The sequence below is a fragment of the Candidatus Nitrotoga sp. BS genome, from assembly GCF_927797785.1.
Lineage (GTDB): Bacteria > Pseudomonadota > Gammaproteobacteria > Burkholderiales > Gallionellaceae > Nitrotoga.
Genome location: NZ_CAKMLL010000060.1, coordinates 1 through 12,116 on the forward strand (window position 1 = coordinate 1; position 12,116 = coordinate 12,116).

A 12,116-nucleotide genomic window follows, 5' to 3' on the forward strand; every position below is an offset into this window, starting at 1 on the left:
CATTCGTGCCAACAGTCGATTAAGTTCCAAACAGAATGGCGCACTACACTAGTCAGATCTGCGAATGTCATATCCGGAAAGATGCTGCCCGGAGGATTCCAAATATTCTCGTCTAGTGATGGAGAAAAAGCCTCCAGCACAACTGGGTCATAGCCAAAATCAGTTCCAGATGCAACACCTATCAGGGAGGCCGTACCTGACAGACCACCGGTTGCCTTGAAGGCGCGGGCCGATTGGCCACCCACTACTAATTCGCTGGCAGGGCCCATGTCCATAGTCGCAGCCTGAACCACTCCGCAATTAGCGGGCATCCCACTTACGTGTTTTATTGACGCGTTGATCGCGGTATTCGTAATCGTGCCCATTTCAATAATCTCAAAATAACCTTCACGGGTGCGGTCTAGCGAATCGGTTTCGCCATCTCTACCATTATTGAGAATGCCTTCAAACAGCCCAGAACCAGAATATGCAAAGTTCACGAAATCTTTGCCATCCGCAGGAATCGCAGGAGCAGTGCAGGATTTGTCGGCGGTAACAAGCTTTGCACCGTCAGTCGTGTTCACAACCGCAGCAGTCCAGATGTCGTACGGAGACAGGTAGATATTAAAGTCAAGCACTGCGCGACCGTTTTTGCCTTCAGAGAAACGAACTTTTAGAGCCTTAGACAAAGCATTCAAGTTCAGTACGGACAGATAGGTGTCCTGTCCGGCGCGCGTGGTGTAGTACGGGTAAATCAGAACCTGGCCCTGACCATTGTCGCTTAGGTGTACGGCAGCACTTGCTGCGCCTGCAATACCAACCGAACCTATTGCTGCGACTAAAGCAAGATACAGAGAGTTTCTTTCAGGTTTTTGCATAGACATTAAATTTCCTCTATTTTCAAATATTACCGCGACAGTTTGGCTGCCTGACACCTCTATAAATAACTATTACTGGTTCTGTAGTGTGAACTCATTATGCCAAATTTTCGGTGAACGTAACCTATTTCGACGCTGTAATCATTCGGGGTTAAGTGCCGCAACCTCCTGAAAAAATATTGATAATTATTTAAACAGCCGAGTCAAGCAAGAAAAGCTATCGCAATCTTGATATTCTTAAGATGGCACGGTCTATCTGTTTACCGGATGGATGGTTCAATGGACAATGAGAACCTTGCCGCATATAAGTGCTATTTTGTTATGAACAAGAAACTCAACCCCTACGAAATGCTCCGAGTCCATGAGTCTGGCGATGCGCCCTACCAGAAAAATTTCGTTCTGAAGATGTCAGAAAAATATGTGTCGAGTTGGCGCCGTCGACCTACCTGGACGTGGGATGCAATCGCGGCCAGTTGATTGCTGCGGTCAAAAAAGGGCTTAACAACCGCGTTGTTTGTGTCGGTGTTGAAATGAACGCGTTTGCCGCAAGGAACGCAGAGCAGGTTTGTGATCGCGTTTATTCAAGTGCCTTTGATGCAGCAATCGGCGGAATCAAGGCAGACTACCCGCGTGGCTTCGATGTTATTTCATTTGCTGACGTGCTTGAACATATGTACAACCCGTGGGAAGCCATGGTTTTAGCGAAGGAATTGTTATCCGAGCGTGGAAAGTGTGTATTTCAAATTCCCAATATGGGACATCGTTCGATTATTGGCGGACTACTTTCGAATCAATCAATTATGAGTTGATGGGTTTGCTGGATGTGACGCATATCCGTTTTTTTACACCAGGATCATTTTAAGACGCCTGCCAGCAAGCTGGGTACAAGATCATACGGAAAGTGCAAATCATGGAGGAAAATCCGCAATCTGCGGTGTCTGCTTTCAGCACGCTGATTTCGGGTTCAGAGGATGTCAAAAATTTCTTGCGAATATTGGGTGTGACACAGATAAATCTTCCGCTACTGGCGATGTGGCAAATTTGTTATGTGTGTGAACCTCTATAAGCTGGATAAGCACGAGCGTCTAGCAGGCCGAGGATAAAATCAACTTGGCAAGAGTGGATGGCCAGCGATGCTGGCTGAGGTTGTACAATGATGGGGTTTGCCAGCTTAGCGTATTCAGCAACATCTCTAGCTTTTGTAGTAAAGAAGTAAAATTCATTCTCACTATTTATCTCAATCACATTATTTCTCATATAAAACATGCCCGACATTTTTCTTCTCAAGGCCATTGCCAAGACGCTTATTCTGCCTCCCACAGGGTTGCTATTGGCTATTCTCTTTGGCCTGTTACTGGTACAGAGATTTCCACGAACGGGCAGAGCGATCTCAATTATCGCGACGGTCTACCTGCTTGCACTTTCCACCCCCTTCGCTTCGTATCAACTGATGCACTTTCTCGAGACATCGCCTCCGCTCGACCTCAATGAAGCGCGGCACGCCCAAGCCATCGTGATCCTAGGCGGCGGCATTCGCAATAATGCATTGGAATACGGTGGAGATACAGTGGGGCGGCTAACCCTCGATCGCGTTCGCTATGGCGCGCGGGTCGCGAAAAGTACCGGGTTGCCGGTACTCGTCGCCGGTGGCTCGGTACTGAGTGGCGAACCAGAGGCAAAATTGATGCGGGAAACACTGGAAAATGAGTTCGGTGTAAAAGTTCGCTGGAGTGAAGATAAATCACGAAACACGCGCGAGAATGCGGCATTCTCTGCTGCGATGCTGGCAAAAGAGAACATTCAGCATGTCGTGCTTGTCACACACAGCTTTGACATGCCGCGGGCAAAAGAGGAATTCGCTACGTCAGGGTTGCAGGTGATTGCTGCCCCGACCGGAATTTTAAACGGCGACCTCCAATGGCCGTCGGATTATTTGCCTGGAATGGGAGGATTGCAGGCGAGTTACTACGTTTGCTATGAGCTTTTGGCGAAGATTGTTATGCGGATGTCTTTCTTTTAATCAATCCATTACAAGGTATAGCGGCAACCCTTAATCAGTCTTTAGCCATATCTCGCCCTTGCCACCACGAGTACAGCACAGGGATAACGATTAACGACAGCAGCGGTGCCGTTAGCATGCCGCCAACTAACGGCGCGGCAATGCGTTTCATGACTTCTGAACCGGCACCTTGGCTGAACATTACCGGCAACAAGCCCACCACGATTACCGAGACGGTCATCATTTTTGGGCGAATGCGTAGCAGTGCTCCCTGGATGATGGCATGGTGCAAATCATGGCGGTTGTTCAAGCGCCCGGCGCGGCGTAAGTCTTCGATGGCATTGTCGAGATAGAGCAGCATGACTACGCCAAATTCGGCGGCTACGCCAGCCAGCGCAATGAAGCCCACCGCTACTGCGACCGATAAGTTATATCCCAGTGCAAATACCAGCCAGAAACCGCCGATCAAGGAGAACGGCAGGCACAGCAGCACCAGCAGCACTTTGCCGAAATGGCGAAAGTGCATGTACAGCAGTAAGAGCACTAGTATCAGGGTCAGCGGGATGACCCACTGCATGCGTTCTTTGGCATGTTGTAAATTTACGTACTGACTCGACCAGGCAATGGCATAACCGGGCGGCAATGACACCGATTGTTCCAGTGTGCGCTTGGCTTCGCTTACATAACCGCCAAGATCGCGCCCGGCGATGTCGATATACACATAAGCGGTTAAACGCGCATTTTCGCTTTTGATTTCCGAAGCCCCCTCACTGAAGTGCAAATAAGCCAATTCGCCCAGCGGCACTTGCGCCCCGGAAGGCATGATGATTCGGCTGGCCGCCAGTGCCGGCAAAGAGTCGCGCAGGGCACGTGGATAGCGCAGGTTGATCTGGAAGCGTTCACGCCCGTCAATCACCGTGCCTATGTTTTCGCCACCGATTGCGCCTTGCACCAGACGTTGCACGTCAGCCACGGTAACGCCATAACGTGCGGCTTGAGCCCGGTTAATGTCAATGTCCAAATAACGTCCGCCAGTGGAGCGATCCGCAAATACGGTGCGAGTACCGGGCACGCTTTTGATCGCTGCCGCAATTTGCTGAGCAACTTCAGCAATGCCAGCCAGATCCGGACCGGTGACTTTAATGCCCAGTGGTGTCCTGATGCCTGTGGAAAGCATGTCTATACGGGTGCGGATCGGGTAACCCCAGGAGTTGGTGAGCCCGGGCAGGCGTACTTGGTCGTCGAGCTTGTGTATCAATTGTTCTACTGTTTCTCCCGCTGGCCACTGGTCACGCGGCTTCAGCAGAATGGTGGTTTCCAGCATCGAAAGTGGCGCCGGATCGGTTGCCGTATCGGCCCGTCCGGCCTTGCCGAATACTCGCTCGACTTCCGGCATCGCGAGAATCAGGCGATCTGTGATTTGCAAAATATTGGCCGCCTCGTCTACCGATAAGCCGGGCAGGGTTGTTGGCATATACAGCAGGTCTCCTTCATACAGTGGTGGCATGAATTCGCTGCCTAGTTTGGCCAGCGGCCACACCACGGTCGCTAATAGCAGTAGCGTGGCGAGTACGGTCAACTTGCGTTTACTTAAGGCTGCCAGCAGCACTGGCCGATACAGGGCTTGCAATATGCGGTTCAACGGATTGCGCTGTTCCGGGCGAATGCGTCCGCGAATGAAATATCCCATCAGCACCGGTGTGAGCGTTATCGCCAGAAACGCGCTGGCGGCCATTGCGTATGTTTTTGTGTAGGCCAGAGGGGCGAATAACTTGCCTTCCTGCCCATCCAGCGTTAATACCGGCAGAAAGGAGACGGTGATTACTAGTAATGAGAAGAACAGTGCTGGGCCAACTTCCAGCGAGCTTGCTTTCACCACCTGCCAGTAATCAGGTTTGGCTCCGGCACGCTCCAGATGTTTATGCATGTTTTCTATCATCACAATGGCAGCATCGACCATCGCACCGATGGCGATGGCGATGCCGCCTAGCGACATGATGTTAGCGCTGACGCCTTGTTGTTGCATGATAATAAAAGCAGCCAAAATGCCGACGGGTAATGTTACAACCGCCACCAGCGATGAACGCAAGTGGAACAGGAATAGCAGGCAGACCAGAGCGACTGCCAGCGACTCTTCGATTAGTTTCTCGCGTAACGTGCTGACGGCACGATTAATCAGGCCAGAGCGGTCATACGTGACGACTAATTCCACTCCTTGGGGTAATCCTGCTTTCAGTTCTTGCAAGCGCATCTTGACTCGCTCTATCGTTTCCAGTGCGTTGTTGCCGTAGCGCATCACGACAATACCGCCAACCACCTCACCCTCGCCATTGAGATCAGCAACACCACGGCGCACTTCCGGCCCAGTCTGGATATGCGCCACGTCCTGTAAGCGGATCGGAATACCTTGTATGTCTGTACCGAGCGGAATGTGCCGGAAATCATCCAGCGTTTTGAGGTATCCACTCGCCCTGATCATGTATTCGGCGCGCCCTATTTCTACCACTGACCCTCCGCCGGACAGGTTACTGTCGCGTACTGACTGAACCACTTTGTCCAGTGTCAGTTGATACGCGGCCAGTTGGTTCGGATTTACTTCGATCTGGTATTGCCGCACCATTCCACCGACACTCGCCACTTCGGCGACACCGGGCAGGCTTTGCAATTCGTATTTCAGGAAGAAGTCTTGTAGCGCACGCAATTCATCGGGGTCGTGGCGATGCTGACGATCGGTTAACGCGTATTCAAAAATCCAGCCTACGCCGGATGCATCCGGCCCGAGTAATGGCGTGACGCCTGGCGGCAGCTTCCCCGCCATTTGGCTCAGATATTCGAGCACGCGGGTGCGCGCCCAATAAGGATCGGTTCCGTCCTTGAAAATGATGTAAATAAATGACTCGCCAAACATGGAAAAGCCGCGAACCGCAGTAGAGCCGGGCACCGACAGTAGCGCCGTGGTAAGCGGATACGTCACCTGGTCTTCCACCGCTTGCGGCGATTGCCCGGGGTAAGGGGTTTTGATGATGACCTGGACATCAGAAAGATCTGGAATTGCGTCCAATGCGGTATGACGCACGGAATAAATCCCCCAGGCGCTGATTAACGCTGCAAGCAGCAAAACCAGCAGATGGTTACGTAATGACCAGGATATAACGCGTGCAATCATTGGTGCTTATGCGATTCCTGCATGCGTCGCGCGGCGTCATGCAGCGACGCCGCCGCGTCCAGCAGGAATTGGCCGTTTACTGCTACTTCCGCACCTTCCAGCAGTCCATCTACAACCTCAATCCAGTCCCCGCTTTCAATACCTGTCTCAATATTAACGGGGAGGAAATGCCCCTCTCCTCTGTGCAAGATTACGAAATTTCCCTGTCCAGTGTAAATGACTGACGAGCGCGGTAAAACGAGAGCTTCATGTGGATCGGCGTGGATAGTCACATCGACAAAGCTACCAGGACGAAAGCGCAGATTAGTATTGTTCAGCGTTGCCCTTGCTTTGATTTTGTTGTTCTCAGCAAGAGGATTGATAAAATCGAGCTTGGCTTGGATTTCCTGTCCATCGGGGGCTTTTATGGTCACTGCATCACCTCTCTTTACCCGGCCAGCCTGGTCGGGATAAAGCGTGATGTCAATCCATACCTTGGATATATCGGCCAGAGTAAACAAGGTGGCGGAAGGCGTGACGAAATTTCCTTCGCGCGCATTAATTTGTGTCACGACCCCCGCTTGACCAGCCAGTATTTTAACCACCTCAATGGGTTGCAGGGAATCCTCCATCTGGTGAATAGATTCAATACTAAGATCTCTATAGAGGAACTTAGTTCTTTCTCTGGAAAGTTCTTGCAAAAGATCCATCACATATGGATTTACCACAAGTGGAGAAATGTCGCCTATCGTTTTTAACGTCTGATCACGACGTACCATATACCTCAAATAATCTTTTTGCTGAGCAATTAAATCGGGAGAGTAAATTTCATAGATCACTTGCCCTTTGCGAATTTTCTGTCCAACCGAATTTATATTTAGCTTCCTGATCCAGCCATCAACCTTGGTGTGAACATTATAAATAGAGCCTCCATCGACTATGACGTTGCCATAAGTGTGAATTTCCTGGCTAAAAGGGGCTGATTTTATACTTTCTAACCGGACACCAAGCTTCTGGATGGTTGATGTGTCGACATGAATGCTATGGTCGTGATTGTGAGCTGTGGAATCTTTTGATTGAACTAGATCCATGCCGCAAATCGGGCAATTGCCCGGATGGTTTTGCATGATTTCTGGGTGCATCGGGCAAATCCATACTTTTTCCTGTCCGGCTTTGCCTATCTCAGATAGAGATAAGGTCTTGATACCGGTAGTTGCAGTTTGAGTTGCAGTTTCAGTATTGAACCCTGAAATAGAAATGCGCTGACTGATGAAATACCAGATCAGTATGACGATTCCTAGCAGTGCTATTCCTGCCGTAATTTTTTTCGCCATATAGATGCTCCGATTTTCGCTGGCCTATACCTGATCAAGACGCTTTATTTGCGATGCAGACTTCAGCTACATCCTCTCTAATTTAGGAAGCAAAGCTTATTACCCTGGAGGAATAAACAATATATGAATGCCTTATGCCCATGGCGGGCAGAGGTGAATTTCCAAACTTGAGATAAAGGGTGGGTTTTCCTTATTTTTGATATAAAACTGTCTACTTGCCCTCGAAAGTACGTATATATTGAATCACATTCCAACCATCTTCCTCGTCTATATCCGTTCCAACCCGAACTGGCATCCCGGTTCCTGGGCTACCATTTTTTAAAACCCACATTAATTCTCCATCTGTACGAAGTTTCTGCCATTTAACATCGGTAAAATCACGTGGAGAATGTCCGGGTAGAGTGACACCCGTGCCATCTTTGCTATGGCAAGTAACGCACAATCCATCCCCAAAATAAATTTTTCGGCCTGCTTCAATTCGCTCCGGTGTTACGGGATAAGGGCTTTTTACTTGCTGCTCCTGTGCAATAATTGTCTTGGGTACACGTGGCTCATAAACGTCCTTGTGGAAAGCCAATGTGCTTTGCGAACCAATGCTCAGAAAGGTGGCAACCCATACCCACATATTTTTCTTTAAAAAAAACATGACATCACCTCACATATAAAATCAAAAGACACAGGGCTCATCCCATTCCAGATAAGCCCCATGTCTCTTGAATAAATCAAATAACCTTATTTTTTAGAACCCACTGAATCTTTGGGAATTTTTCCATGTATCTCTTCCCAGTGTCCAACCGATTGAGCAATGTGAACAGAGCCGTCAGGAATAGGCGCATCTTTAGGCCAGAGATGGAAAATGATGCCGTCGGTACCAGCCACATAATCTGCTAAAGCTTTTTGCTCTTTCGGGTCAGATGGATTCATTATGGCAACGCGACCGGTTTCTATCTCTTGCTTGTGATCGTGCCAATTTTTCTCATGAGACCATTTCGGTATGGCCGATGCGGTCAGTTTTTTGGAAACCATGTATTCGACTTCGGTCATGCGAGCATTGGGCTCGGTTGATTCGAACAAGATGCATTGAATCACATCGTCATTGATAGGCTTGCAGTAATGATGGAATGGCCCAATAACTTCACCATCCATCATATGTGGTGCCGTAACATGAATGGTATAACCAGACAATGGATTTTTATCCGCAGCAAAAGCTGGAGCGGACAAGAAGCCGGCCGTGATTAATGAGGATACAAGAACGCAGACTTTGCTGATTTTCATAATTCAATCTCCAAATAAAAATTTTAAAGTTCGGATGATTTCTATACGTTCCATGCCTATTTATTATCATTATGAGAGTTCTGACCCCATCTTTAGATGAATAGGCATTTCAACGCCCCCCTTACACTTACGATTAAAATGTAAAGATTGATTATTATAGCCCTATTAACAGCTGCACGTATGTGCGGTGACACACTGAGTGAAAGGTTTGGGCAACAGGATATGTTACTTTGCACTGTCCTTATATGTGATGACAACGCGATGCGGATATGGCCGGTTTAAATATTTTGAGGAGGCAAAAACCCCCTCAAAATTAACGAATTGCTTTACGAAAATTATCTGATCAGGATTTGATCGCCCCGCCCTTTTTTAGGGTCAGCGTCGGGCTTGTTCATTAAAACCGTGATGGCGCCGCGCATCGCAGCTCCCATTGCATGATCAACGATTGCGACATTGGTCGGACGGTCAGCTGGTGAAACAATGTCAAATGTACCGCCTTCAGCTACTGCCACATTGTATGTTTGAATGCCGTATAGCGTATTCTTCGGGTTACCGTTGATATAAACTCGATCCCAAATTCCTGCAATAGGATGCAGGGCGACTGGGTTGTTTATATTGGCATTTACAAAGAAAATACGAACGCGTTCACCTGGCTTGGATTCCAAAACCTGTGTTGCATTTGGTTCATGAACAGGGTCGTAATGGAACATTTTGCCGTTGATAAGCGCGCCTTTCCAGCCTGTGTTTTCAAGTAAGCCTGTGATATTTTCACTGTCTGGGAAGTATTGCTGCTGAATCAGCATATATTCGCGGTCTGCTTTAGGATAGCTCCTCTTATCTTTTGGATCGACGATGATCATTCCGTACATTCCTTTGACAATATGCTGAGCCATTGTGCTTGCGCCACAGTGATACATGAATACACCTGGAACCTTGGCTTCAAACTTGAAATGTTTAGTTTGTCCCGGCTTGATTTCAGCGAATTCATTCAGCACGTCAACCTGAGCCGCGTGAAAGTCCATTGCGTGTGAATTTTTGTTTTCAGGGGGGTTAATCAGTGTGAAATCAACTGTATCACCTTCATCTACGCGGACGGGCTTACCAGGAATGGAGCCATCGAATGTCCAAGCTGCCATTTTGACATCACCCTTGTTATTCACCGACACATCAAGTTCCATAGCCGTCATCGTGACTTTAACGGTTTTTGCGAACACTTGCTGTGCTGAAATAAGCCCAGCAACCATCATTACTGCAATAGCTGCATTTTTAATTTTATACATATAACCCCCTGTTTAAGTTAATTACAAATTATGTACTTCTTACCGTATTTCTTGCCACTGTCACTTACTAACCAAATTTGCACTTACATAGCATGCGTAGATACTGCACTAAATCATTGATTTCTTCGTCACTTAAGGTCGCACTCCAAGGGGGCATTAATATCGATTTGTTAATCGAAGTCCCTCCCTCTTTAATTGCCTTGAATAATGTCTCGTCTGAACGAGCCGACATTGACTTTGCATCGGTGTGATCACGCGGCACGACTGACATGTCTCTGACGTTCACGCCTTTTCCTGTTCCCTCACTGCCGTGGCATTGAACACAATAGGCTTTGTAGTTGTCAGCGGGGGTTTCCTTGGCTTGAACTTGTGCTGAGGAAACCGCTAGTAACAACAACAAAAAAAATTTAGTTGGCATTTGCAGCCTCCTTGCTCAGGCTCTCAAGATAACGAACCATTTTCTGTATGTTTGCATCCGATAAATTTTTGTTTGGCATCATGGATTTGGGCTCCCAAACTTGAGGAGCTCTAATGAAGCTCGCCATATATTGCGGTTGCAGGCGCTTGGCCGCCGTGTATAACTCCGGCCCCGATAGGCCACCGTACTCAGGTTCAATCAAGTGACAGGCCATACAACCCAAGAATTTATTGAAGGCCATTTCCCCCATCTGCATTGATATCGTACCGGGCTCAATTTTTTCCTTGGCAATCAAATCGTCATGCGGTTTCATCTTCATGAGTTCAGCCGCAACTGAAGTGGCATCGGCCTTGGAAAGAGCGATATGATTCATAAGCGTCGAAGTATCAATTTCGTCACCTTTTGCCCCAACTTTGATATGTCCGCCATAGTACATTCCGGCTGGACGAATTCTGTCGGGCTTTTGCAGCCAAGATACAAGCCATTCTTGACGATATTTATTGCCAGCATAGAATAAATCTGGTCCCTTTTTCTCAAAGGCAATTTTCAAAGTCTGTGCCGCCGGCCCCTTAATGTTGTGACAGGAGGAACAACTCCCCTGAAGCACTCCTCCCTCAGCGAAGGTTGCTGCAGATAAACCAAGTAAAACAACAATAAGTACTCGCTTCATATTTATTTCCTCCTTCTCCTCTGTTCGTTGATTACGCCCATGAAAGGTGCGCTGTTGAAAAGCCCGTATCCCTGTTTAAGCGAGTCACTATAGAAGAAATTTGGATCGTACGCTTTACCGTTCCACACGTACCAGTCATCCGCTTTGATCTCTTCATATTCAAAAATTGTCACCGGCCCACCCAACGAGGCACCATTGTTTGTCATGTGTTTGTCAACATGGTCATGCATTATGAAACGCCCAGGATTGTTCATTTTAACGATCACGTCATAACGCTCACCGGGCCCTACCGGGATAGTGTCCACATAGTACGGGCTGGCAAGCGGATAACCGTCCTTGTGGGTGACAAGCATGTCGTGGCCATGCATATGCATTTGGTGAGTTTCATCCCCTGCGCCAACAAAACGCATTCTCAATACATCGCCTTTTTTTACCCTAATTGGCTGAGTGATCGGAAAGGATCTCCCGTTTACTGAGAAATAATCAGACACATCCTGAGGCCCCCCCCCTTTGCCATATACGCTGGCATATGGAGATTGCCAAGTGCTCATCATCAGAATGGCATCTAGGGTAACTTCCTTTTCGAGTGCGCTCGGTTTTTTGGGATCAACGATAAGTGGCCCCCACATCCCGCGTATTGCTACGTGCTCCCAGACATTTACATGGCAGTGGTACCAAAGGCTTCCAGGGCGATCAACATTGAACCTATAGGTATAAGACTCACCGGGCTGAATCGCTTTTTGTGTAATATCTGGCACTCCATCTTGTTGCCAACTGCCAATCTGGTTAACCCCATGCCAATGAACTGTATGGGGAAGCGTGCTATTGTTGGTCACATGCACCATCACATCATCTCCCTCCTTAACGTGGAGGAGTGGTCCGGGTACCTGTCCGTTGAAAGCGAAAACTTTGTTGGAAAATCCCGGAGCTACCTCTATGGTAACCTCATCAATACTCATGTTGAATTCGCGCTGTTCGGCCCAGCTTGAAGTGACAATTCCCGCTAAGAAACAAAATGTTAAAATACTCCTAAGGTTGCAGGCCATAGTGGCCGAACGCAATATATTTAAGGAAATTGTCATTTCTTATCATCCAGAATTTAATTTTTAATACATTTTTATAACATACATTTTTAATG

General features: G+C 48.1%; 13 protein-coding genes. 3 read left to right on the plus strand and 10 right to left on the minus strand.

The genetic code is table 11. The features are described from left to right. On the minus strand, nt 1-863 hold an 863-nt coding region (locus MJ769_RS06765; protein WP_239235540.1), incomplete at its 3' end, for a hypothetical protein. Nucleotides 864-1,136: 273 nt separating this feature from the next. Here MJ769_RS06765 and MJ769_RS06770 point away from each other — a divergent pair. Beyond that, nucleotides 1,137-1,334 (plus strand): hypothetical protein, encoded by a 198-nt coding sequence (locus tag MJ769_RS06770; protein WP_239235542.1) that lies wholly within the window; start codon nt 1,137-1,139, stop codon nt 1,332-1,334. Next, entirely contained in the window at nt 1,331-1,666 is a 336-nt protein-coding gene (locus tag MJ769_RS06775) for a class I SAM-dependent methyltransferase (RefSeq protein WP_239235543.1), read from the plus strand. The genes MJ769_RS06770 and MJ769_RS06775 overlap by 4 nt, the downstream gene beginning before the upstream one ends. A gap of 235 nt (nt 1,667-1,901) precedes the next feature. Here the strand turns inward: MJ769_RS06775 and MJ769_RS06780 are convergent, their stop codons facing one another. Beyond that, entirely contained in the window at nt 1,902-2,114 is a 213-nt protein-coding gene (locus MJ769_RS06780) for a hypothetical protein (RefSeq protein WP_239235545.1), read from the minus strand. A 7-nt stretch (nt 2,115-2,121) separates the two neighbouring features. On the opposite strand from MJ769_RS06780, the gene MJ769_RS06785 reads away from it, so the two are divergent. Continuing rightward, the gene (locus MJ769_RS06785) at nt 2,122-2,877 is read left to right on the plus strand and encodes a YdcF family protein (RefSeq protein ID WP_239235546.1); all 756 of its coding nucleotides are present in this window, start codon (nt 2,122-2,124) and stop codon (nt 2,875-2,877) included. A gap of 34 nt (nt 2,878-2,911) precedes the next feature. On the opposite strand, the gene MJ769_RS06790 is transcribed toward MJ769_RS06785, so the two are convergent. The 8 genes from MJ769_RS06790 to MJ769_RS06825 all read right to left on the minus strand — a co-directional run bounded on the left by MJ769_RS06790 (nt 2,912) and on the right by MJ769_RS06825 (nt 11,937). Beyond that, a complete protein-coding gene (locus tag MJ769_RS06790; RefSeq protein ID WP_239235548.1) occupies nt 2,912-6,022 on the minus strand; it encodes an efflux RND transporter permease subunit in 3,111 nt (1,036 codons plus the stop codon). Continuing rightward, nucleotides 6,019-7,335 (minus strand): efflux RND transporter periplasmic adaptor subunit, encoded by a 1,317-nt coding sequence (locus MJ769_RS06795; RefSeq protein ID WP_239235549.1) that lies wholly within the window; start codon nt 7,333-7,335, stop codon nt 6,019-6,021. The genes MJ769_RS06790 and MJ769_RS06795 overlap by 4 nt, the downstream gene beginning before the upstream one ends. A 211-nt stretch (nt 7,336-7,546) precedes the next feature. Beyond that, complete coding sequence (locus MJ769_RS06800) at nt 7,547-7,981, minus strand: c-type cytochrome (RefSeq protein ID WP_239235551.1); 435 nt, start codon at nt 7,979-7,981, stop codon at nt 7,547-7,549. A gap of 86 nt (nt 7,982-8,067) precedes the next feature. Beyond that, entirely contained in the window at nt 8,068-8,610 is a 543-nt protein-coding gene (locus MJ769_RS06805) for a DUF1264 domain-containing protein (RefSeq protein WP_239235557.1), read from the minus strand. 335 nt (nt 8,611-8,945) lie between these two features. Next, nucleotides 8,946-9,890: a multicopper oxidase domain-containing protein gene (locus MJ769_RS06810; protein WP_239235559.1), complete on the minus strand. Its 945-nt coding sequence runs from the start codon at nt 9,888-9,890 to the stop codon at nt 8,946-8,948. Nucleotides 9,891-9,957: 67 nt separating this feature from the next. Beyond that, nucleotides 9,958-10,308, minus strand: coding sequence for a c-type cytochrome (locus MJ769_RS06815; protein ID WP_239235561.1), 351 nt, complete (start codon nt 10,306-10,308; stop codon nt 9,958-9,960). Beyond that, nucleotides 10,298-10,978 carry a c-type cytochrome gene (locus MJ769_RS06820; protein WP_239235563.1) on the minus strand — a complete coding sequence of 227 codons (681 nt, stop codon included), beginning with the start codon at nt 10,976-10,978 and terminating at the stop codon, nt 10,298-10,300. Before MJ769_RS06820 ends, MJ769_RS06815 begins: the two co-directional genes overlap by 11 nt. Nucleotides 10,979-10,980: 2 nt before the next feature. Beyond that, nucleotides 10,981-11,937, minus strand: a complete 957-nt coding sequence (locus tag MJ769_RS06825) for a multicopper oxidase domain-containing protein (RefSeq protein ID WP_239235565.1) — start codon at nt 11,935-11,937, stop codon at nt 10,981-10,983. Nucleotides 11,938-12,116 lie beyond the last annotated feature (179 nt).